The organism is Catalinimonas locisalis (assembly GCF_038039535.1).
Lineage (GTDB): Bacteria > Bacteroidota > Bacteroidia > Cytophagales > Cyclobacteriaceae > Catalinimonas.
Genome location: NZ_JBBPHP010000009.1, coordinates 184,016 through 206,021, shown reverse-complemented (window position 1 = coordinate 206,021; position 22,006 = coordinate 184,016). Strand labels below are relative to the sequence as shown.

Annotated in this window: 20 protein-coding genes; 8 read left to right on the top strand and 12 right to left on the bottom strand. The window is 41.0% G+C overall.

Annotation, left to right across the window (positions count from 1 at the left end; genetic code table 11):
* Nucleotides 1-17: 17 nt before the first annotated feature.
* From WJR50_RS14340 to dnaK, 4 genes are all read right to left on the bottom strand, one after another.
* Entirely contained in the window at nucleotides 18-821 is an 804-nt protein-coding gene (locus WJR50_RS14340; protein WP_341293985.1) for a hypothetical protein, read from the bottom strand.
* A 78-nt stretch (nucleotides 822-899) separates the two neighbouring features.
* Complete coding sequence (locus WJR50_RS14335; protein ID WP_341293984.1) at nucleotides 900-3,113, bottom strand: response regulator; 2,214 nt, start codon at nucleotides 3,111-3,113, stop codon at nucleotides 900-902.
* A 736-nt stretch (nucleotides 3,114-3,849) separates the two neighbouring features.
* A complete protein-coding gene (locus WJR50_RS14330; RefSeq protein WP_341293983.1) occupies nucleotides 3,850-4,389 on the bottom strand; it encodes an NUDIX hydrolase in 540 nt (179 codons plus the stop codon).
* Nucleotides 4,390-4,524: 135 nt separating this feature from the next.
* Nucleotides 4,525-6,465 carry a molecular chaperone DnaK gene (dnaK, locus tag WJR50_RS14325; RefSeq protein WP_341293982.1) on the bottom strand — a complete coding sequence of 647 codons (1,941 nt, stop codon included), beginning with the start codon at nucleotides 6,463-6,465 and terminating at the stop codon, nucleotides 4,525-4,527.
* Between the two features lie 466 nt (nucleotides 6,466-6,931).
* Between dnaK and WJR50_RS14320 the strand changes: the two genes are divergently transcribed.
* A complete protein-coding gene (locus tag WJR50_RS14320; RefSeq protein WP_341293981.1) occupies nucleotides 6,932-7,693 on the top strand; it encodes a carboxypeptidase-like regulatory domain-containing protein in 762 nt (253 codons plus the stop codon).
* A 59-nt stretch (nucleotides 7,694-7,752) separates the two neighbouring features.
* On the opposite strand, the gene WJR50_RS14315 is transcribed toward WJR50_RS14320, so the two are convergent.
* Both WJR50_RS14315 and WJR50_RS14310 read right to left on the bottom strand, forming a co-directional pair.
* Entirely contained in the window at nucleotides 7,753-9,066 is a 1,314-nt protein-coding gene (locus WJR50_RS14315) for a Gfo/Idh/MocA family protein (RefSeq protein WP_341293980.1), read from the bottom strand.
* A gap of 152 nt (nucleotides 9,067-9,218) precedes the next feature.
* Nucleotides 9,219-9,434: a hypothetical protein gene (locus WJR50_RS14310; RefSeq protein ID WP_341293979.1), complete on the bottom strand. Its 216-nt coding sequence runs from the start codon at nucleotides 9,432-9,434 to the stop codon at nucleotides 9,219-9,221.
* 347 nt (nucleotides 9,435-9,781) lie between these two features.
* Here WJR50_RS14310 and WJR50_RS14305 point away from each other — a divergent pair, with 347 nt between their 5' ends.
* On the top strand, nucleotides 9,782-10,141 hold the full coding sequence (locus WJR50_RS14305; RefSeq protein WP_341293978.1) for a hypothetical protein: 360 nt from the start codon (nucleotides 9,782-9,784) through the stop codon (nucleotides 10,139-10,141).
* Here WJR50_RS14305 and WJR50_RS14300 read toward each other — a convergent pair.
* The 5 genes from WJR50_RS14300 to modA all read right to left on the bottom strand — a co-directional run bounded on the left by WJR50_RS14300 (nucleotide 10,136) and on the right by modA (nucleotide 13,955).
* Nucleotides 10,136-11,113 (bottom strand): histidine kinase dimerization/phosphoacceptor domain -containing protein, encoded by a 978-nt coding sequence (locus tag WJR50_RS14300; protein ID WP_341293977.1) that lies wholly within the window; start codon nucleotides 11,111-11,113, stop codon nucleotides 10,136-10,138. The two genes, WJR50_RS14305 and WJR50_RS14300, sit on opposite strands and share 6 nt — an antisense overlap.
* A 175-nt stretch (nucleotides 11,114-11,288) precedes the next feature.
* Nucleotides 11,289-11,558, bottom strand: coding sequence for a DUF4212 domain-containing protein (locus tag WJR50_RS14295; RefSeq protein ID WP_341293976.1), 270 nt, complete (start codon nucleotides 11,556-11,558; stop codon nucleotides 11,289-11,291).
* Nucleotides 11,559-11,594: 36 nt separating this feature from the next.
* Entirely contained in the window at nucleotides 11,595-12,449 is an 855-nt protein-coding gene (locus tag WJR50_RS14290) for an ATP-binding cassette domain-containing protein (protein WP_341293975.1), read from the bottom strand.
* Nucleotides 12,446-13,120: a molybdate ABC transporter permease subunit gene (modB, locus tag WJR50_RS14285; protein ID WP_341293974.1), complete on the bottom strand. Its 675-nt coding sequence runs from the start codon at nucleotides 13,118-13,120 to the stop codon at nucleotides 12,446-12,448. Before modB ends, WJR50_RS14290 begins: the two co-directional genes overlap by 4 nt.
* Before the next feature lie 88 nt (nucleotides 13,121-13,208).
* The gene (modA, locus tag WJR50_RS14280; RefSeq protein WP_341293973.1) at nucleotides 13,209-13,955 is read right to left on the bottom strand and encodes a molybdate ABC transporter substrate-binding protein; all 747 of its coding nucleotides are present in this window, start codon (nucleotides 13,953-13,955) and stop codon (nucleotides 13,209-13,211) included.
* 143 nt (nucleotides 13,956-14,098) lie between these two features.
* Between modA and WJR50_RS14275 the strand changes: the two genes are divergently transcribed.
* From WJR50_RS14275 to WJR50_RS14250, 6 genes are all read left to right on the top strand, one after another.
* Nucleotides 14,099-14,968: a substrate-binding domain-containing protein gene (locus WJR50_RS14275; RefSeq protein WP_341293972.1), complete on the top strand. Its 870-nt coding sequence runs from the start codon at nucleotides 14,099-14,101 to the stop codon at nucleotides 14,966-14,968.
* 110 nt (nucleotides 14,969-15,078) lie between these two features.
* Complete coding sequence (locus WJR50_RS14270; RefSeq protein WP_341293971.1) at nucleotides 15,079-15,804, top strand: sialate O-acetylesterase; 726 nt, start codon at nucleotides 15,079-15,081, stop codon at nucleotides 15,802-15,804.
* A gap of 375 nt (nucleotides 15,805-16,179) precedes the next feature.
* Nucleotides 16,180-16,941, top strand: coding sequence for an SDR family oxidoreductase (locus WJR50_RS14265; protein WP_341293970.1), 762 nt, complete (start codon nucleotides 16,180-16,182; stop codon nucleotides 16,939-16,941).
* 1,575 nt (nucleotides 16,942-18,516) lie between these two features.
* Entirely contained in the window at nucleotides 18,517-18,840 is a 324-nt protein-coding gene (locus WJR50_RS14260; protein WP_341293969.1) for a hypothetical protein, read from the top strand.
* Nucleotides 18,841-18,920: 80 nt separating this feature from the next.
* Nucleotides 18,921-20,183: a tetratricopeptide repeat protein gene (locus tag WJR50_RS14255; RefSeq protein WP_341293968.1), complete on the top strand. Its 1,263-nt coding sequence runs from the start codon at nucleotides 18,921-18,923 to the stop codon at nucleotides 20,181-20,183.
* A 253-nt stretch (nucleotides 20,184-20,436) separates the two neighbouring features.
* Nucleotides 20,437-21,381, top strand: coding sequence for a WD40 repeat domain-containing protein (locus WJR50_RS14250; RefSeq protein ID WP_341293967.1), 945 nt, complete (start codon nucleotides 20,437-20,439; stop codon nucleotides 21,379-21,381).
* A gap of 142 nt (nucleotides 21,382-21,523) precedes the next feature.
* Here WJR50_RS14250 and WJR50_RS14245 read toward each other — a convergent pair whose 3' ends face one another.
* A complete protein-coding gene (locus WJR50_RS14245) occupies nucleotides 21,524-21,892 on the bottom strand; it encodes a hypothetical protein (protein ID WP_341293966.1) in 369 nt (122 codons plus the stop codon).
* Nucleotides 21,893-22,006: the final 114 nt, after the last annotated feature.

Sequence of the window (22,006 nt, the reverse complement as noted above, 5' to 3'; positions counted from 1 at the left end):
CAGTGCGTTTATTGTCATTAGTTAAATCTGTAAGGCTTAAGCGTAAATACTTTTTCGTGAGGAATAGAATCAAAAACGCCTATGTCCTCCATACCTCGTTCGCCTCTACTGCTGGAGAGTTTTATGCCATCATATTCCTGATAATCATCCCAGGGAGTGACAAAGTTGGGGGAATCCAGTGATGCTTCGCTGTAGTATGCCCACTGTTTAACCAAACGATCATCCTTATCCACATAAACCTGATATTTATTTTGTGGTGTGAAACCTACATTCTCAAAGCGTAACTCTAATACGTCAGCCATATCACCCGTTTGCATGGTATCTTCTCCTACATACGTTAAAGTGACGCCACTGTCTTTGAGTTTGTAAGGCATCACCAGCCAATAGCTATCGTTGACCCATATTTTTTTACCTTGCTCAACATACTTTGCTAGTGAACCAGGATTGGTAATTTCTTCTCCTCCCATCATTACCTGGCCTTCATCATTATTTACATTTATGACATAAGTAGCTGAGTCAGCAGGTACATCAATACGAACGTCACCTGTTTTTTTATCCCAGACCAAAGAACGGCGACCAAAGAAATTCCAGCGAATATAGCGGGTACTGTCCCAGGCTGCACGCCCACCCATAGCTTCCATTACTTCATCGGCAATCTCAATAGCTTCCGGATCTGAGTTGTTGGCATTAAAACCCTCGGCAGCCGGGTTGGTTTCGGCCAAACCTGCACCGTTTACCTCCGCCATTTTTTCGTTGTTCTGCGAGTTACAGGCAAAGTAAAAGCAAGGGATAAGACAAAGTAAGAGCGTTTTTAGCTTCATGATATAAGTTATGTTAGTGTATATCTCTTGTACAACTAACAAAATTAGCAGGAAAGCAACAAGCTTTTCAAGCTTTCATCATACTTTGGCTTCCGGACGGTAGGTTTTTTTTTGAAGCATGTCCAGATAGTGTACTGAATCTTTAGTGGCTTTATGAATGTCTTCCAGCAGCAAGCGGAGTTCAGTGTCATTCACCTCATCTTCAGCAAGTATATGCTTCAGAGTTTCCAGTTTGGGATAAAGCTTTTGGTCTTCCAACATTTTGACAGAAGGCTGAAGCTTATGCATGATTCTGCGTAAGGAGTAAATATCGCGTTCCCTAGCCGTTTCTCTGATTTGCTGAGAAAGTTTATCAAAGCTACTTTTTAGTGATTCAAGCAGGGTGGTTACAAATTGGGTGTCATCGCTATATTCATCCAGTATCTGACAGAGTGTCATGACATTGTCTTCTTCTGAAGGATTATGCTGAAATTTTATATTCAGGTTTTTGGCGATTGTTGAGTTTAACTGTTCTGGCTTAAATGGCTTGGAAAGGTAATCGTTCATTCCTGATTCATTCACTTTCTGACGTACATCTGATACCACATCTGCCGTAAGCGCAATGATAGGGAGCTTTTTGTATTCTTCCCCTAGCTTTCTTATTTCCCGGGTTGCCTCATAGCCATCCATCACCGGCATTTGCAGGTCCATCAGCACAATATCAAATTTTTGCTCCTGAACGATTTGTAAAGCCTGCGCTCCGTTTTCAGCAAAGTCAACTTTCACCCCCATCTTTCCTAAAAAGTTGGAGGCCACAATACGGTTAGCATGATTATCTTCTACAAGCAAGAGGTGTATATCCTGTAATGGATACTGTATATCTTCAATATTTTCCTGCGCTGATTTATCCTGCTGATCTAGCGTATAATTCAGCTCAAAACTGAAAGTACTGCCTATGCCTTCCTTACTTTTTACGCTGACCTTTCCTTTTTGTAGGTGTATAAGTTTTTTACAGATCGTTAACCCCAAGCCTGTGCCACCATATTTTCGGGTCGTATCTTCCTGAGCCTGAGTAAAGTTTTCAAATATTTGCTCCAACTTATCTGCAGCGATACCAATTCCGCTGTCGCTTACCTCAAAAAGTAGCCTTACTCTTCCCTGTCTGCTATCCAGAACCCGGGTTCTGATGGTAATAAAACCTTCATTGGTAAATTTTAAGGCGTTGCTGACCAGGTTGTTAAGAATTTGAGTTAGTCTGACCTGATCTCCTTTAAGAAAAGCAGGTATGTTATTCTCAAAATCTATTCTTAAGTCAATTCCTTTCTCTTCAGCTCTGGCAGAAAATGATTGTTTCACCCCTTCAATCACCTGATAGAGATTAAAGCCAATGTTTTCCAGTTTGATCTTGCCGGCATCAATCTTGGCCAAGTCAAGGATGTCATTAATAATAGTAAGCAAATGATTAGCTGAAAACTCAAGGCTGTTCAGGTATTCTAACTGCTTTTGACTAGGGTTAGCATCGTTCAACAAACGCGTCATACCAATGATCACATTGAGTGGTGTACGAATCTCGTGGCTCATGGTAGCCAGAAAATCTTGTTTGGCATGAGCCTGTTTTATGGCTTTTTCTTTCTCACGCTGTAACTTACGTTCAGAACGTAAGTGATCAGTAATATCCAATGCAACGCAGGTAAAACCAATCTGCTTACCTTGAGTATCAAAAAGAGCAGAGCAACTTAACTCTACCGGAATTTTTCGTCCTGAAAGGTGAGGAATTGTAAAATCACCTGACCATGATTTTCTCTTGCTCAGTTTTTCAAGAAAGCGCTTACCTGCTTTTCTGTGTTCACTTCTTATCATCACTTCTGCTGCAGGCTTTCCCAATACTTCACTACATTTCCAGCCAAATAAGCTCTCAGCACATTGGTTCCAGTAAGTGATGTTGTATTGCAGGTCAGTGGCTATAATTGCACTATCTACCTGTTCCAGAAGAGTCGTTTGTAAACTTATCTGTGCCTGCGCTTCTTTATGTTCGTTGATCTCTTTTTGTAATCTTCTGGCAGTATTTTCCAGATCAAAAGTTCTTTGCAGCACTAAAAGTTCTAGGTTTTCTTTATGTTCGTTCAGGCTCTGCTCTGCTTTTTTTCTTTCCTGAATTTCCTCAGTAAGTCTTTTATTGATTCTCTTTAGCTCTGCTGATGTAGAGGTACTGATGAGCCTTGGGATAAGTTTGATGCTTATAGCAAATAGTAGTATTGAGGCAGTTATCCAGAAGCTGTTCACACCACCAAAGCTAAACCAGGATGTATGCATATCAGCAAATCTTATCAGTGCGAGAAGAGTCAGGTATGATAATAACAGGGCAATAAACGTATGTGATTCTCTTTTCTTTTTATTGGTTTTGAGAAGATAATAAAAACCCAAGGGCAAAGTCAGATAGATCCATTCGTTGTGTACTTCAAGAAAGATACTGATTAAGAAAGCATAGGAATATTGAATAATGTTCCACCCACAGTGTAAAATTCGTGGACTCTCAAGCATCTCCAGTTTAGTGTTAACCAGCGATATTAAACTGTCTAGGTACTTTCCAAAAACTGTTAAAATCATACTTGTAAAAAAATTATGATGATCTCTTTCCCTTCTATCCAATTCAATTAAAAAATTATTGCCTAAACAATATTATATTGTGCTATTTTAAGTCTGTAGTAAGTTTTTACCGAATTAATATTGCACTTACAAAAGTTTAGATAATATTAAACTGTGTTCACAGTAATATTGCTTCTCAGTTATTAGTATACGGTAAAACTAAAGCTCGCGCTTCGTATTTTTCTGTAGTATTAGGTCTAAAAGTTACATTGTCATATAAGAGTACTAAATGGCATAATTTCCTGAGGATTCCCACCTATTTGCGTTTTTGATTAGCTATAATTACTCAGTATATCAGAGTAGTTTTTTTTGGCAGGAGGCAAGAAATAAGGTAGGTTTGGCGGTATTATGCGAGTATTGTTGACTAAAAAGTACGATTTAAGGGGTTAAAATACTTGTTCGTCTAACTTTTGGCAGGATGATATGTGCCTATATGTATGCCTGGGTAATTTTCTTTAAATTCAATATATTTTTCCAGGGCAAACTTGCTTGAACTGAATGCCAGTTGAGTCCAGGGAATATCTTCAATATCAAATAATTTCACTTCCAGACTCTCGTTGCCACAGGCTATTCTATCACTTTTCAGATGAGCAAGAAAATGCAGATACACCTGATTGATATGAGGTAGATTATAAATACAATGAAGCTTAATAATTTCTACTGCCGCATTAGCTTCCTCCAAGGTTTCTCTCGCAGCACCCTCTTCTACAGTTTCATAGTTTTCTAAGTAGCCAGCGGGTAAGTTCCAGAGTCCATAACGAGGCTCAATTGCACGGCGACATATTAAAATTTTATCTTCAAATACCGGAAGACAGCCAACTACCATTTTGGGATTTTGATAGTGTACCGTATTACATTGCTGACAGATATAGCGTGCCCGGTTGTCACCCTCCGGGATATCAAAATTAAGTTTTTCGCTGCCACAATTACTGCAATAGTTCACTTTTTAAAAAGTAGGATGAAGATATTAGTTGGATAATAAATATTCGTTTGATAATAAGAAAAATATGTGCGAATAAAAAAAGCCCCGCTAATGCGGAGCTCTTAATTTATGATTGGATGTTCAAGACATCAAGATTTATTTCTTGTCTTTGTCATCAACCTCTTCGTATTCTACATCTGACACATCACCATCAGCACTGCCAGCATTAGCGTCACCGCCTCCTGGCTGAGCACCTTCAGGTCCTCCGGCTGCTCCAGCCTGGTCAGCACCAGCTGCCTGGTACATTTCCTGAGATGCGTTTTGCCATGCTGAATTCAGCTTGTTCATAGCAGCGTCAATGGCATCAAGGTCCTGCTTGCTGTGGGCCTCTTTCAATTCTGCCAGAGCTTCCTCAATTGGCTTTTTGTTTCCTTCAGAAAGCTTATCACCAAATTCTTTCAACTGCTTTTCAGTTTGGAAGATCAGTGAGTCGGCTGAATTGATTTTTTCCACTTTTTCTTTCTCCTGCTTGTCAGTCTCAGCATTAGCTTCGGCTTCCTTACGCATCTTTTCTATTTCTTCATCAGTAAGGCCGGAAGAAGCTTCAATTCTAATTTTCTGCTCTTTTCCGGTGCCTTTATCCTTGGCAGATACGTTCAGGATACCATTGGCATCAATGTCAAAAGTTACTTCAATCTGAGGTACACCTCTTGGAGCAGGTGGAATACCATCCAGGTGGAATCTACCAATTGTACGGTTCTGGTTAGCCATAGGGCGCTCACCTTGCAGTACGTGGATTTCTACAGAAGGCTGGTTATCAGAAGCGGTTGAGAATACTTCAGATTTCTTAGTAGGAATCGTTGTATTTGACTCAATCAACTTGGTAGACACGCCACCCATAGTTTCAATGCCTAATGACAGTGGAGTAACGTCCAGTAGCAGCACATCTTTAACATCACCGGAGAATACACCCCCTTGTATGGCAGCTCCCACAGCTACTACCTCGTCAGGATTTACACCTTTAGAAGGTTTTTTGCCAAAGAATTTTTCTACCTCTTCCTGAATCTTAGGAACACGGGTAGAACCACCTACCAGGATTACTTCATCAATCTCAGAAGTAGACATGCCTGCATCATCCAAAGCTTTTTTGCAAGGGTCCATGCTACGACGTACCAGGTCATCAATCAACTGCTCAAACTTAGCACGGCTTAGTGTTCTCACCAGGTGCTTAGGAATACCATCTACTGGCATGATGTAAGGCAGGTTGATCTCAGTACTTGTAGAGCTTGACAACTCAATCTTGGCCTTCTCAGCAGCCTCTTTCAGTCGCTGTAGTGCCATAGGATCTTTTCTGAGGTCAATGCCTTCATCTTTCTTAAATTCTTCAGCCAGCCAGTCAATGATTTTACCATCAAAGTCATCACCACCCAGGTGTACATCACCATTTGTAGCTTTTACCTCAAATACTCCATCTCCTAATTCCAGCACTGAGATATCAAAAGTACCACCACCCAGGTCATAGACCGCGATGGTCATATCTTTATTTTTCTTATCAAGACCATAAGCCAGTGCAGCTGCAGTAGGCTCGTTGATAATTCTCTTTACGTTCAAACCTGCTATCTGTCCTGCTTCTTTGGTAGCCTGACGCTCAGCATCGTTAAAGTATGCTGGTACAGTTACTACAGCTTCAGTAATGGTAGTACCCAGATAATCTTCAGCAGTAGATTTCATTTTTTGCAGAATCATCGCTGAGATTTCCTGAGGTGTATATAAGCGGTCGCCAATTTTTACGCGAACCGTATCATTACTACCTTTTTCTAATTCGTAAGAAACGTTCTTTCTTTCCTCTGTTACTTCAGAGTACTTTTTACCCATAAATCTCTTTACAGAGCTAATGGTATGATGAGGATTAGTGATGGCCTGACGTTTTGCCGGGCTACCTACTTTACGTTCACCATTTCCATTATCCAAAAACGCGACCACAGATGGGGTCGTCCTTCCTCCCTCACTGTTAGGGATGACAACGGGCTCGTTACCCTCCATTACAGCGACACAGGAGTTAGTTGTTCCTAAGTCTATTCCTATAACTTTTCCCATAATATCTTATTGATTCGGTTTAATAATTTCAACTTCGTGATAAAGTGATCAATGCTTATGCCAACAGCCGAAGTAGTGACAGATTGGCAGATTTGCTATACTTCCTCTTTAATTAGATGCAAAAAATGTCTTGCCGGATAAGCTTATGTCAAAGCGTCGGCTAACAAATTGTCAAGTTGTGATATTGGAAGGAAGGAGTAACGGCGTTTGAGACATAGGTTTTGCATGAACTTATAGCTAACAAATAGCTTTAAACAAGCAATACATTGGCAAAAATTCGTTTGAATATGAGTTACAGTACTGCTACCATAACTTCTTTCCAATAAATAATGTGAGCCTCAAAGCAGGACTGGTTAGCTGAAAAGGCATTTTTTATAGAAAAATGCATTAATTTTACAGCACGAATGTTGAGGAGGTGCACAATATGACCAAGTTTAACTTTAGCTTTGATTTTTACGATCTTACTATGAATAATAAGTTATTTCTGTGTTCTCTTTTGATGATTCTGCCCTTAGCCTTATTCGCACAGGTAGAGCAAAGTGATGATGAGGAGATGATACGCATTTCTGGTACCATTGTAGATGAGCAGGATGAAGTTGTACCTTACGCTACTATCTCTGTTGGCAGGAGTGGAAAAGGAGTGGTAAGTGATGAAGAAGGTTTTTTTTACATTACTTTTCCTAAATATGATACTCTGACACTCTCTACTGTGGCTCATAAGCCTCAGCAGCTATACTTCGGTGATACTGCTACCACCGATAATTATGATCTTAAAATACGACTTAGTGAACAGGCATATGCGCTTGAAAATGTTACCATTTTTGCTTTTAAAGATGAGTATGCTTTCAAAAAAGCAGTATTGGAAATGGAGTTAGAGGAGGATGAACAGATTCATATCCCGGGTTCATACTACGGACCGAGAAGAGAAGTATCAGCCTCTGCCCTTAATCCGGTTTCTTTTATAGCGAGCAGGCTGAATAAAAGAGCCAGGTTTGAACGGGAGGCAAGAGAAAAAATTGCTGCTGACAAGCGGACCAATGCATTGGCTCAGAAATACAATCGTGATCTGGTAGGAAGAGTAACGGGGCTCAAAGAGAAGAAGCTGGATGAGTTTATGATGTATTGCCGGATGAAAGAATTATTTGTTGAAAGACCTAATGAGTATGAAGTAATTCTGGCCATCAATCAGTGCTACAAAGACTATCAGTTAAAGCACTCACAAAATTAATCTTAAAAAAAACAGGCCGAAGATTGTTCAAAGGCCCGTCTCTCTGAAGATTATTGCATTTATACTTTCCAGGGTTGTCGCATTTCTCTTGAAAGCATAGCGTTTGCCTCTTTATCTCCTTTAAATGTTTCCTTTTTAGGGTCCCATTGTAACGGTCTATTCAACTCATAGGCGATATTACCCAGATTACAAACTGAAGCAGTACGGTGCCCCACTTCTACATCGCATATGGGCTTTTCACTGGTCTTGATACAATTAAGCCAATCCCGATAGTGGTTAAGACTTTGGTACAGATGTGTATCATTCAGGTCAATGGACTGATATTTTAATTTCTCAGGCATATTCAAAAAACTTCTACTCACTTCTATCGTCCCTTCAGAACCAATAAATCTTACAGCATTACCTTTGCCAAAATCTTCACGAATCATGGGTATGCCATTAGCATATTTATAAGTCAGGACTTTTGTTTCCTTACCATCGGGAGGGATAATTTCTACTGGGCCTGAGTTATCCATACCTAAGGCCCACTGGGCTATATCAAACATGTGCGCTCCCCAATCAGTCATCATACCGCCACCATAATGTTTACAATATCTCCATCTTGGCCAGCCATCCCATTCAATAGGAGGCGCAAAGAAAGAGCTATAGCCTCTGTCGGGAGCCGGGCCAAGCCACATATCCCAATCCAGGTATTCTGGAGTAGGTTCATCAGGTTGCTCACATTCCTCGGGCGGACCTCCTACGCTTACCACTACTTTTTCAATATCACCGATATAGCCGTTAATGACCAGTTCGGCAGCCCTGTGAAAGTCTGTCCAGGAGCGTTGCATACTTCCCGTTTGGAATACGACGTTGTTGTTGCGGGCGGCATCCACCATAGCTCTTCCTTCTGCTACAGTAAGCGATAAAGGCTTTTCACAATAGACATGCTTTTTTGCATTGGCGGCAGCAATAGATGCGAGTGCATGCCAGTGGTCAGGTGTGGCCACTACCACGCCGTCAATTTCTGAGCTGCTCAGCATTTCCCTAAAGTCAGCATAAGTGGCCAAGCCCTGGTAGCTATTTTGTTCTTTTTGTGCACTGTAGTATTCAGATACTTTTTGCTCAAAGTCAGAGAGTTTCTTCTGATCAACATCGCAGGCAGCTACGATCTGAACTTCAGGAATTTCAATAAAACTTCTGAACAATGTACCGCGTCCCTGCTTACCTGTGCCAATGTAGGCAAGATTAAACTTATCACTGGGAGCGACGTGATGAGTACCCCCAAGTACATGCCGGGGTACTATACTGATGGTGGCAAGCACCGCGACTGATGTTTTTACAAATTTTCTACGTCCGGATTTGTCGGATTGATCCTGTTTAGAATACTTCATTGTTATCGTTAGGTTGTTGATTTTGATCAATCAATATACAACAATTTTGCTACTGTCGTTAAGAGGATAGAGAGGTGTGCGTAGAAATGACGTTAGCCTGATAATGAGACTATCATGCTCTTGAGTAACGAACAAGAAAAGAAAAAAGATTGTTAACTATGACCGTTTCGCTTCTGATGTTGCTGATCAATCAGGTCGTCTACTGATTGATTGATCTCAGTGATCTTATCCAAGATTGTACGAAGGTCATTAAGCTTTTTAACTGATCTGAATCTTTCTCCGTTCTTTAGTCCTTTGGTTTGGCGAGACACCTGATCAATGTCTGCTTTAAGTTGATTAACTACACCTTTAATATTACTTTCTTCCATGGAGCATATAATTTTGGTGCTGTTCTATGTTATTGTGTAGGTTACCTACAAATTTACATAATGTATACTGTTTGTAACATATATATATCGCATTGTTTGGAAAAACGGTAAAAACAGTTTTAATAATCCAATTATTTATCAGTAAAATATTGTTTTTGTTTAAATATTGATAATAAAATGCCTGCTAAGGTTCTCCATGAATTTTATGTAAAACTAATTATTTTAGCATTTTTTAAATATTCAAACATGGAGTATATCCTGTATCTTTCCTCTTTTTTTACTATCCTGATTGTAGACAAATTGTGTTATAGCAGAATGGATCAGAAACTTTTAGTCATTGTAATAAAATGAATATCAGTATAGATTACTCGTATGTAGAAGAAGTATTTGAGTCAAAAGACGAATACAGATATTTTTTACAGATTATTTGTGTAGAATTTGAAGAAGCAATAAATAAGCTGGTGCTATCTATTAAGAAAGAGGATATACATAGTTTCAGAAAAACATTACATAACGTTGTCTCTCATTTGGAGATGTTGAGGGCAAATGAACTTAGTCAGTTTTTGGAACAGGTAAAACCGCAGCTCAGTGACTCGTCAATGGATGAAAAGAAGAAAGAAGCGCTGATACAAGAGTTGGTACAATCTTTTGATATAGTGTTGACTCAGGTAAAAGAGAAGCATGAGGAACTTTCAAAGGCCTTATAAAGCACACTGAAGACTAAGGAATTGATGGCTACTAGGCTGAAGCTCAACTTTTGCTTGTAATTGCCCGCCCAAAGCATTGATGAGTTGTTTACTAAGGGCAGAGATTTTCTCAGAAAACATGCCTTCCAATTGCATCTCTAATACGTATAATTCTTTCTGTTGATCTACAGTTAGGTGTAAAACGTCAGTATAGCCTGATGCTTTCAGATTATTTAAGCACTCGGTAATGATGATTCCGAGAGCGTAGGCTTTATTCACCTGCCAATGTATTTCGTTATGCTGTATGTGCAATTGGCAATTCTGCTCAAACTGTCCAATCAATCTGGAAAGATACTCGCCAATATTAATAGCTTCGCTATTGGCACTTTTGTGCAGCAATTCATAGGCAATTGATACCGCTATCGTTCTCTTCTGGGCTTGTAACACTGCTAGTTTTGCTTCACCTTCAAGCTGTACAGCCTGCAGTTGGAGAAGTCCGCTGATTTCCTGTAGTGTGTTCTTAAACTGATGCATGATTTTCTTCATGCTTTCCTCATCCCTGACTTGAGATCGAGCTACCTTTTGTAATATCTCCAGCTTGTAGGTGCGATTTGCGGAAAGCTTTAGCCTTGAGGTAGAAGAACGTAGCAAGACCTTTTCACCAGACTTACTTTCGTAGGCCCATTCAGCAGCATTTTCCTCGGACTGTCCTGACACATATTCGTGATGAAGCATCAACGCATAAGGTCGCATGCCTTTAGGCAATAGTTCAGTGAAATTTTTTGTGAGCAGTTCTTCTTTAGCATACCCTAATGTATGGCAGTAAGGTTCATTCGCATCTATGATGACGCCTTCTTCATCAGTGATGCAATAACCATCACTAAGATGTTTTTTCATCATTGACAAGAGTTGGGAAGCTTGCAGACTATTAAGCTCCTTTTCAAAATGGCTAATTCTGGAGTCTACAGAGTCAGAAGACGCGGAATCTTTCATAGGCACATTCACTAGTTTTAGCGATTGTTCTTAAAGCAAATTTTCATCAAAAAGTATGAGTAGGAACAAGGGGAAAGTCAAAGCTCCAAAATCATAGCAATAAAAATGTGACTGTTTGTCAGGGCCTAAGCAACAATGCTGTTGCTTACTTATTTTTCATTCATTAGTCAAGTCATCAGTGATGCGTTTCTTCTTCGTCCACCTCGTATTTTTTATCCAAACGGTTCATCAGCCATACATATATAAAAATGATGACTACAAAAATGTAAATAGAACCCTGCTGGGCAAACCAAAACCCTAGCTTAAACCCACCCATTTTAATCTTGTTAAGCTCATCGGCCAGCAGTATACCGAAACCATAAGAACAAACAAACCAGATTACTAAAAGTATAGCCAGGTACTTAAGATTATGGCGCCAGTATTCCTGCATTTTTGTTCTTTTCATAATTCCTTATTTCTTGGCAATATATGATATTTTTGTTCATTCTGAAGATTGCACCCTGATTTGATCTCCTTTCACTTCTACCTGGTCATGTTTTTTGAGTTGCATACCCTGAGGTAGCGCAAAGCGTAATAAGCCAGAGATTCTTTTATCTAGCAGCACAAAATACTGCTCAGCCTCATTTACTTCTATGATCTTACCTTCAAAATATCCTTCTGAAATCATAGGAAGGCTTTCAAAAGCATGTGCCTCCCGGCTTATCTGACCGTGCTGAATTTCAAGCACCTTGTCAGCCATCAAAGCTACTTCCAGGGCATCATGACTGACCAGTAAAATAGTAGTATTAAACCTTTGATGCAAGCTGAGCACATCCTGCTGAAGCTTTTCACGCATGCTGCGATCCAGGGCGGCAAAAGGTTCGTCCAGCAGGAGTAATTTGGGTTGGCGAATGATGGCCCTGGCCAGTGCTACTCTTTGCTGCTGCCCACCTGAGAGCCTTGCCGGGTTTTGCATTTGTAGTTTTTCCATATGCATCAGTGCCATTACTTCGTCAATCAAGTGAGGGGAAGAGGAGGGTGGAAGTGCGTATTCCAGATTCTGACGTACATTCATATTGGGAAAGAGCGCATAATCCTGAAAGACAAAGCCGATGCTTCTGAGCTGGGGCTTTTTCCAGATTTTTTTTTCGCTATTATACCAGCATTGTTCGCCTACATACATTTGCCCCCGGTCAGGCTTCATGAGTCCGGCCAGCATTTTGAGGATGCTGGTCTTGCCAGCGCCAGAAGGACCCATAAGTGCCCATATGCTATGCAGAGGCATACTGAAAGCAATATCAAGGGCCAGGCTGCCCTCACTTCCCATCAGGTTTTTTTGAAGAGAAACGCTGATCATATTACGCCCTGTGGCCTACGGTTCTGATACATGTATACACTGATGAGTACGATAAAGGAAAATACGAGTAATATACCGGCGTACATATCGGCATTGTCAAAGTTTAACATCTCTACTTCATTATAAATGGCAATGGATGCCACCCTGGTCTCTCCAGGGATATTTCCCCCTATCATCAGTATTACGCCAAACTCCCCGATGGTATGGGCAAAGGTCATGACCAGACCTACCACCACTGAAGATTTCACATTAGGCAAGAGTACATGCCAAAGGGTATTCCAGCGTGATTTGCCCAAAGTATAAGCCGCCTCTTTGTAGGAAGAGGGTAGGTTTTCTATGGCCGACAAGATTGGATTTACCATAAATGGCAGACTGAATATCAGAGAGCCTATCACCAGACCAGGGAAGCTAAATACCAATCTCAGGTCAAACAGCTGCTGGCTCAATTGCCCCAGCCATCCGTCAGGACGCATAAAGATAAGCAGATAATAACCAAGTACGGTAGGCGGCAGCACCAGAGGCATGCTCACCACCGCTTTAAGTAATGGCTTGGCATGGCTGCTATGGAAGTAAATAGCATATACCAGGGGTAGGGCGATAATAAACAGTAATGCCGTGGTTACCATGGCCAGCTGTAGACTCAGGACTAAAGGTTGTAGAAGCTCTGACATAAGCAGTAAAGTGCTGTTTTCTTACAAACCTAAAAGCTTATGCTGCATTTGCAGCATTATTTATGAGAGAATTGATCAAAATCTGCCATTAAGGAAGCTCATAGCCAAATTTTTGAAAAACCTGTGCTGCTACCGGCGACTTTAAGAACTCTACAAATTGGTTAATGGTAATTTTCGGGGCCACGGCATTCTCCAGCAGCACAAATCCATGATCCAGCCGGCTGGGATCACCGCTATATACCGTAAGCGGTTGCCAGTATCCCATGTCTTTCATCTCATCTGCCTGCATGGCTGAGATCGCAGTAAAGGCTGCTTCCACAGTTCCTGAGCGTATGTACTGGTTTACCTGACCAATACTTTCTCCAAAAATTACCTTGGGAAGCACTTTATCATAAATTCCCTTTTCACTCAGCCAGTCTTTGGCCCTTTGTCCGTAAGGAGCCAGTTCGGGCTGGGCGATAGCGATTGATTTTATATTTTCATTTTCCAATAGCCATGCTTCCAGCTTTCCTTCTATTGGGTTTTTACTCCAGAATGCCAGCTTACCCCGGGTAAGCACTTCCGGCTTGGTCACTGCCCGCCCTTCGTTGAAGACTTGCTGAGGGTATTTCATGTCAGCTGCCAGGAAAATATCGTAAGGTGCTCCATTGATGATCTGTGCCGTAAGCTTACCGGAAGAACCGGGAATCAGAATCAGCTCACCGCTATACTTTCTTTCGTAGAGCGTTTTAACTTCCTGCATGGGGAGCAGCAGATTGGCTGCCACCGCTACCTTCAGCGTATGATCACTGTCCTGGGCCCGGGTAGATGCAGGAAAAAGGCTTATGAAAAACATGCATAGCAAGGGCAAATGAAGTAAACTTGACCTTCCTTTATTGAAAGACAGGTGAAAACATTTCAGGTATGGTTGGTATTCTCTACTTTGGATCATATTCTGGTAAAATTAGTATTGCGATTTTAATTAACAAATAAGACCATATGTCTAATCCTATAACAATCAAAGTAACGGGTGTTCCCGAACATTTTAATTTACCCTGGCATCTGGCCATAGAAGAAGGTGCGTTTGAACGCACAGGTATTGATTTGCAGTGGCAGGATGCACCCGGAGGTACCGGAGCTATGATGCAGTCTTTACAGGATGCTGAGGCAGATATAGCCATTGCCCTTACCGAGGGTGTGATGGCGAGTATTGTCAAAGGTACTGACGCTAAGATCGTACAGGTGTTTGTGGCCTCACCGCTTACCTGGGGTATCCATGTGGCAGCGCATACGGATTTTCAAACGGTAGAGGATGTGCAGCGAAGACGATTTGCCATCAGTCGTCCTACTTCAGGTTCTCACCTCATGGCTTTTGTCCTGGCGCAGCAAAAAGGATGGGATACTGCCGGAATTCCTTTCGTAGAAGTGGGAGGCATGGAAGGGGCGCGCAAAGCGCTGGCGCAGGAAGAGGCTGACGCTTTTATGTGGGAAAAGTTTATGACCAAGCCCCTGGTAGATAAAGGAGAGTTCAGAAGGGTAGGAGAGATAGACACCCCCTGGCCCTGCTTTGTAGTGGCAGTACGCAATGAAGTACTGCAAAGCAAAGGTGAAGCCATACAGAAAATACTTGAGGTGATCAATCAGTACGCGGCTGATTTCAAGCAAAGAACGGATGCCTTGAAGCTGATCAGCGATCGTTTTGAACTGTCGGAAGAGGATGCCGCTGCCTGGCTGGACAAAACGGAGTGGGGGAAAGGAGAGAAAGTGGATAAAGCGATGCTGACCCAGGTTATGCAGACTTTAACAGCTTTAGGAGCCATTGATCACCCACTGGCGGTGGAGGAAATTTCCATTCAGTCTAAAGCATAAGATGCTTTGAACGTAAATATCCTTGCCTCTGACATTCTAGATGCGAGGAATATCCTTATCCAAGAGATTTAAAACTATTGTAACAACCTGAATATACATCTTAATCATCCATGAAAATAATCTTCATTTTAGCGCTAAGCTGCACCCTGTTCATCAGCTTACCTACAGCACTTGCACAGGAGGGAAAGCATTTGTTCATCCTTTCTGGTCAGTCTAATATGGGAGGGCTGAGGCCACAGGAGTCTTTCACCCCTGCTGTTGAAGCCGAATTTGGCAGCGACCATGTGATTGTGGTAAAAAGTGCTTACGGAGGTCAGCCTATCAGGCGTTGGTACAAAGACTGGACTCCTCCCCAGGGCGATGAGCCTAAAGCACAGCCTGATCTTTACGATTCTCTCATCAATAAAGTCAATGCAACTATAGAGGAGGAAGAAATAGCAACGGTAACGTTCATCTGGATGCAGGGTGAACGGGATGCCAAAGAAGAACTGGCCGAAGTATACGAAGAAAGTTTGATGGGACTCTATCAGCAGCTCCGTGATGATCTGGGTAGAACGGATATCAACTTTGTCATCGGTAGGCTCAGCGACCATGATCTTGAGAGCCAAAACTATCCCCAGTGGCCGGTGATGAGAGAGATTCAGGTAAAAGTAGCGGAGTCCAATCCTCGTTTTGGCTGGATCAACACCGATGATCTGAATGATGGGGTGAACCGGAAAGGAGACAAAATCAAAGATGATCTGCATATGTCAGCTGAGGGATATGTAGAAATGGGCAATCGCTTTGCCGACAAATCCATTGAACTCATCAGAAAGCAGGAAAGGGAGATGGAGTAAGTTCTATTTCTCCGCCCACGGCCAGTGTCGTCACAGGTTGTAATCAGTACTTTATACCCCCTCAGAGTTACTCGCAGAGAACTCTGAGCGCACAAAAGCTTTTGCTATGCCTAAGAATGAAGTGAAGTGTACATTTTACGCACAAGCGGGACGCTTGCGCTGCTTTGGTGAATATATTTAAATAAAGGATATTAATATAATGTCCTCCGCCCACGGCCTGTGTCGTCACAGGACGTAACACGTATAATGGGCACAGGATGTATCCTCAGGCACAAGCAAGACGTTCAATGCTGGTTTGAGTATAGGCAACTTTAGTGGTCTTACATTCATTAGCATGAAACAATTTCTTTGATAATAGATTTTACTCAAAAAATCATGCAAACCTCTGACAATACTATCCTGATTACTGGTGGCAGCACAGGCATTGGCCTGGCCATGGCAGAAGAATTTATCAAAGCGGGAAATGAGGTGCTCATTTGCGGAAGGCGGGAAAGTAAATTGCTGGAAGCAAAGCAAAAATTACCCCAACTGCACACCCGTGTCTGTGATATCGCCAATGCTTCAGAACGTCAAGGGCTTTACCAGTGGGCGACTTCCAAGTTTTCTGCTATCAATATGCTATTCAACAATGCCGGAATTCAGAAAGAGATAGATTTTCTGACAGGAGCCTCTGGATTGTATGATGAGGAAAGCGAAATTGAAATTAATCTGACCGCCAGTATTCACTTGTCCGCGCTATTTGTTCCGTACTTTTTACAGCAAAAAAAGGAATGTGCTATTGTCAACATAACATCCGGCTTGGCATTTATTCCTCTTAAAATAGTACCGGTCTACTGCGCTACCAAAGCGGGGCTTCATGCTTATTCAATGTCATTACGCTCACAACTCGCCAAGACAAATGTTTGTGTTTTTGAGATTGCTCCTCCCATCGTAAAGACGGAACTTCACCGGGAAGAAAAAGCCCGCAAACAAGCGCAGCGGGGTATTTCAGCTTCTAAGGTTGCGAGAGCAGCTTTTAAGGCCATAAAAAATAATCGCTATGAAAAAGCTATAGGTGAAGCAGGACAGTTGAAAGGTGCCTCACGCATTGCTCCCGGCTTCTTCCATAAAATGCTTAACAAAGTAGCGGCTGGATAAGCATGATGAAAAGGGAGATGGAGTAAGAAACGAAACATTTCCTTCGTCCTCCGCCCACGGCCTGTGTCGTCACAGGACGTAACACGCCCTGCTCAGGTATAGGCGAGACTCTTGCATTGGATTGATGGGGTGCTTAACAAAGTAGCCGCTGGCTAAGCATGATGAGCAATCTGTTTTTCCAATCATGGGCAGTGTATGCCCGGCACGCTTTGCTACCTTAATGTCATACTGAACGAGGTGTAGTGCATATTTTGACGCACAAGTGAGACACTTGCGCTGGTATGCTTAATTTAATCGCCTCAGTTTTGTGTCTCACAGGAATTCTTGCCTAAAATTCGTCCTTTTTGAAATACATAACATGACGCAATGTTGTCGTGACGATCTTACTTCATGGGCAAAAACGATATAAACATAGTTCGTAACCTCTTCCGAAAGACGGATGAGTGCTTATCTATTACATGTGCGACCAAATAAGTTGTAGATGAATACTCATCTATTACATGTACGCATGGAAAACTTATAGATCAGTGTTTATCTATTACATGAACGACCGAACAATGAGCATATCACTGCTTATTTATAAGTTGTAGCATCAAATAAACTATATATCACTACTAATCTATGAGTTGAACGGTCAAATAAAGTATAGATAAACGCTTATCTATGGTCTGGATAAGCAAACAAACTATACATCAGCATTTATCTATCCGTTGGAGCGGCGAACGGACAACAGAAAAGCACTTTTCAATGAGTTGAAGCGAGGGAAAAGGGATAGCCTGGCTACCTTTTTGACGAATGAGAATACAAAAAAAGGATATTAACATAATGTCCTCGCCTCAAGGCCTTTGTCTTTGCGAGTAAATAATTCGTTTAAAAGGAATAGGTCTATAGCAAAACTACTATTATTATTCAATAGGTAGTAAAACAGTGCCTTGCACCAGGAATTTCGGACTAAATAGCAGCAATTCAGTCACCTGATCCATGAATTTTGGACTACATGGCAGAGATGTGGTACCCAAAACCCGGAACTACTGATCGTGATAGAGGATGGCAGTAGGCTGATGCTGAAAAAAGGATGACTGCATATTAGTATTGTAGCCCACTATCTGTTTTAGCGAAGCGCAGGTGTACCCACTCAACGCATAAGCTAAGGCAAAGCTAGCTTATATTTCAAACTCCAAAGCGTTTACAAACAATCCTAAATGCTGTGTAATGGATAAGTTGAAAACCTGTTATTTCATACATTATCTCTTGAAAATGGAGTAAGTAACCTATATTGGAGGATGTGTTGTACATAAATGCAATAAGTTGTCTTTATTAATTGGACATCATCATGAATAAGTCTGTGTTCTTAATTTTAGTTTTAATTGCATCCTGCCAAAAAAATCATCTCATGAAACTACAACTTTTGATCATCAATTTTTTCAGATAGAGTATCCTATAGAATGGCATAAATTAAATGAAAGTGGCGTTATTTTAGCCATTTATAAATACAATAATCTTGAAAAGTATGCATATGCAGAGAATCCTAACTTAGTGATCATATCTGCTGACTTAGCTATCGTCAGTCATACAATGAAGATAGATAATATGGAAAGCTTTTTAGAGGATTTCAAATTGCTTCAACTACAAAAGCCAGGTATTACACTTCAAGAAGATTTAGGTATGAAAATAATAAATGGAGACTCAATCCATGTGGTCAAATTTAAAATAGAAGGTAGATCAACTAATTTTCTGCAAACTCATATTAGTTTCAAAAATCAAGGTCAGTATATCTCTTTAATGGCTACCCATCCATTAAGTAAACCAGATTCCCAATTGACAAAGATCACAGAGTCATTAAGAATAAGTAAACATGAGCACTTGCATAGATTATTAGAAAACGATGACAAATATTAAACATGTCAGCTTCTGGCTATGCCCTTAACAATACTATAAATAATCACTTACTCATTGCTTGAGTCCTTTGATAGCATATAATGACGAATGACCAATATCTAAAGGCAAATTTTTATCTACAATCCAAAAAATATAATGAAGGGTTAAAACTTGTAGAGAACCTTTTGCCCGGATCCCCTCAGGATGACATGCTTTATGCATACCAATCTCTTTTTTTCCAAGGACTTATGAATCTGAGAAAAGCTGAAGCTTCAATTATGAAGGCTATTGAACTTAACCCTGTAGAATATGAGCATTATAAGAATGCTACTAAAATTCAACTTCTTTCCCAAAACCCTGAAAAAGGAGATAAACTTATCACCGCTGCTCTAAATTTGAACCCCAATGACGCTGATTTATTTGGTTTTAGAAGTGTTGTCTACATTTCGCGACAAGAGTACAAAAAAGCTATCCAGATAGCGAATGAGGGGCTTAAGATTGACCCAAATAATTCACAAAGTCTACGAGCCAAGGCTTTAGCCTTATCATTTCTACATGAAAAAGAAGAGGCTGAAAAAATCGCAAACGAACTGCTTAAAGATAATCCAATCAATGCACAAAATCTCCTTACAAAAGGACTTGTTTCTCTTTGCGACCCCAAAAAAAATTCTAAAGTAGAACTGCAATCAGCGTTAGCACAACAACCATATAATCTTCATATCCAAAACGCATATAGGGTTTCATTAAAAAGTGAACTCCCAGGTTTTCTATATTTTAAGAATTGGGCAGTAGAAATTGGGAAACCTGAGTCTATGCCATCAAAATTGATACGTATAATATATATCGGTTTTCTTATTTTTTGCATCATTACTTTACTTAGAGAGGGCATACATGCTGTATGGCTGATGCTTTATTTAGTATTCTGGAATTTAAATCTGGCTATTCAACTTAGTGTAATTGTTTTTTTACCTATTTATGATACTTGGCTATTCTTCCTAAGTAGAGAATCTAGGCCATTATTTACAAAGCACTTGAAATTCAAGTTATTGGTCATGGATTGTTTTATATTAATATCAACCGCTTTTTTTATTCTTGCTGTTATTTTTTATTCTATTGATTTTTATCAAATAGGCTTACATACTTCGTCTCTCCTTGTATTGGTCCATCAAATAATGTATACTAAAAGCATATCTTACAGAGGTTGGCTCATTTACCTGATAATTGTAATTTTTTGCTTGGTATTGAGTATTTATCAATTTGGTGAGGATACTATTCTTTTCATTGTTTTCAATATTATTTTCCGTGCTCTTTCAATGATGTATCATAAAATGAAAGCAATGTTAACAAGTGCTAAAATAGCATAACCTTGCTGTAGGTAAAGTAAGGAATGTCCACACAGACGAGGAAAGCTAAAGCAGAGCTAGCTTTAATTTCAAACTTCAAAGTATTTACTCCCTCTAGCGCGCACCTTCCTGCCCGGCTTGAGCGCTAGCATAATGCGTGCTTAAAGAAGGACTAACGAATTTGGCTGCTATGATTTAAATCAAAATGCTATCTTCATGGTGGAAGATATGGGTAGAGGATAAACCTGAATAACATTAAGCCAACTCCATAGATATGAAATTTTCTTTTCTGCTTTTCTTAGCAGCTATGCTGCAAGTTTCTACGGTATATGCCCAGTCCTGTGTCATTTCAAAGTCTTTCTCAGGCCATGATGAAGCCATATTAGGCCTCGTCCAGTCACCCGATGGTAAATATCTGCTTTCCGGTAGTGAGGACGATAAGGCCATACTCTGGGATGCGGATGGAAACCATCTTCTAAGCCTGAATGTACATCTCAGGAGTGTCAACGATGTGAGCTTTTCTCCCAATGGTCAGCGTTTTGTGACTGCCGGTAGTGATGAGACCTTCATCATCTGGGATAGGGAGGGCAATAAAATCAAAACTGTGAAGGCCGATAAAATTTATGTCAAGACCGTAACCTACTCGCATGATGGTCAATATATCCTGAGTGGAGGAGGAGATAATGTAGCCCGTCTGTGGACTGCTGAGGGAGAGTTGGTCAGAGAATTTCCCGGACATAGCTGTACCATTTATCAGGCTTCTTTCTCACCCGACGACCAGCATATTGTGTTGGCTAGCTGTGATAATACTTTCTCGCTATGGAGTATAGAGGGCGAGCAAAAGTACAGTATTGCTCATCATAGCAATGGCGTGAGTGCGGCCAGCTTTTCACCCGACGCCAAGCATATCTTAACGGCTAGTTTTGATCGTACTGCTGCCCTCTGGTCGGTTGATGGAAAGCTATTGAATACTTTTGAAGGACATAAAGATGAAATCAACCAGGCTGAATTCTCTGCTGATGGTCAGTACATCCTTACCGCCAGCGAAGATGCTACTGCCCGCCTCTGGCGATTAGATGGTACCCTGCTCAAAACTTTTGGTGAGCTTAGCAGAGTGGAATATACCAGCGCCACCTTCTCCCGGGATGGTCGCTTTGCTATCGTTTCCTCTCCGGAACATACGATTAACTTCTGGAACCTGCCCGAAGCAGGTGATTAAACATAGGGACTGACAAAAATTATCCCTGGCCAGCTTCTCAGCAAGATAATCAGTATCGCCAGGTGTATTTTTTAACCTTACTTTCCGGAATCTAACGAGATATCCTGAAGCCGGAGCGCTATAATCTCGGCTGCTAAATGTTTTAAAAATGAAATTGAAGATAGGTACCCAAACGGAGGCCCAGGAAGTAAAGCATGATGGAGAAAGCAAAGAAATTAGTCTGGCTAAAAGCTATTAGCCCTCCGAGGATCCAGCCTAAAGTACTACAGATGATGAGCAGGCAGGCAAAGTTCAGCACTGTAAGTACTTTGCGGCTACGGTTAACGGTACTGCTCTTCTTTTCAACGGCGCTCATATTTCCATAAATGCTCACCAGACCACAAAAGAAAGTAAAGAACATGCCCAGAGGAATCATGCTGGAAAATTGCTGCTCCACCGGAAACTGCGTGCTCACCAAAGCACAGCCCAGGCTGATAAGGAAAATTATCCATCTCTGAACGTTTATCTTCATACTTTTTGCAGTAGGTGAACTTACAAGATAATAAAAAATACTAAGCTTTTGTCGCTGAAAGTTGGAGTGCAAAGCAGTTTATACGAAGCTTTTATGTAGCCAAAATGCCACTAC

Coding starts and splice junctions, on each gene's coding strand:
- WJR50_RS14315 (WP_341293980.1), bottom strand. CDS start 9,066: ATGAAGTATTCTAAACAGGATCAATCCGACAAATCCGGACGTAGAAAA.
- modA (WP_341293973.1), bottom strand. CDS start 13,955: ATGTTTTTCATAAGCCTTTTTCCTGCATCTACCCGGGCCCAGGACAGT.
- WJR50_RS14255 (WP_341293968.1), top strand. CDS start 18,921: ATGACGAATGACCAATATCTAAAGGCAAATTTTTATCTACAATCCAAA.
- WJR50_RS14295 (WP_341293976.1), bottom strand. CDS start 11,558: ATGAAAAGAACAAAAATGCAGGAATACTGGCGCCATAATCTTAAGTAC.
- WJR50_RS14260 (WP_341293969.1), top strand. CDS start 18,517: ATGAAGATAGATAATATGGAAAGCTTTTTAGAGGATTTCAAATTGCTT.
- dnaK (WP_341293982.1), bottom strand. CDS start 6,465: ATGGGAAAAGTTATAGGAATAGACTTAGGAACAACTAACTCCTGTGTC.
- WJR50_RS14320 (WP_341293981.1), top strand. CDS start 6,932: ATGAATAATAAGTTATTTCTGTGTTCTCTTTTGATGATTCTGCCCTTA.
- WJR50_RS14270 (WP_341293971.1), top strand. CDS start 15,079: ATGAAAATAATCTTCATTTTAGCGCTAAGCTGCACCCTGTTCATCAGC.
- WJR50_RS14340 (WP_341293985.1), bottom strand. CDS start 821: ATGAAGCTAAAAACGCTCTTACTTTGTCTTATCCCTTGCTTTTACTTT.
- WJR50_RS14265 (WP_341293970.1), top strand. CDS start 16,180: ATGCAAACCTCTGACAATACTATCCTGATTACTGGTGGCAGCACAGGC.
- modB (WP_341293974.1), bottom strand. CDS start 13,120: ATGTCAGAGCTTCTACAACCTTTAGTCCTGAGTCTACAGCTGGCCATG.
- WJR50_RS14305 (WP_341293978.1), top strand. CDS start 9,782: ATGAATATCAGTATAGATTACTCGTATGTAGAAGAAGTATTTGAGTCA.
- WJR50_RS14310 (WP_341293979.1), bottom strand. CDS start 9,434: ATGGAAGAAAGTAATATTAAAGGTGTAGTTAATCAACTTAAAGCAGAC.
- WJR50_RS14245 (WP_341293966.1), bottom strand. CDS start 21,892: ATGAAGATAAACGTTCAGAGATGGATAATTTTCCTTATCAGCCTGGGC.
- WJR50_RS14300 (WP_341293977.1), bottom strand. CDS start 11,113: ATGAAAGATTCCGCGTCTTCTGACTCTGTAGACTCCAGAATTAGCCAT.
- WJR50_RS14290 (WP_341293975.1), bottom strand. CDS start 12,449: ATGATCAGCGTTTCTCTTCAAAAAAACCTGATGGGAAGTGAGGGCAGC.
- WJR50_RS14335 (WP_341293984.1), bottom strand. CDS start 3,113: ATGCATACATCCTGGTTTAGCTTTGGTGGTGTGAACAGCTTCTGGATA.
- WJR50_RS14275 (WP_341293972.1), top strand. CDS start 14,099: ATGTCTAATCCTATAACAATCAAAGTAACGGGTGTTCCCGAACATTTT.
- WJR50_RS14250 (WP_341293967.1), top strand. CDS start 20,437: ATGAAATTTTCTTTTCTGCTTTTCTTAGCAGCTATGCTGCAAGTTTCT.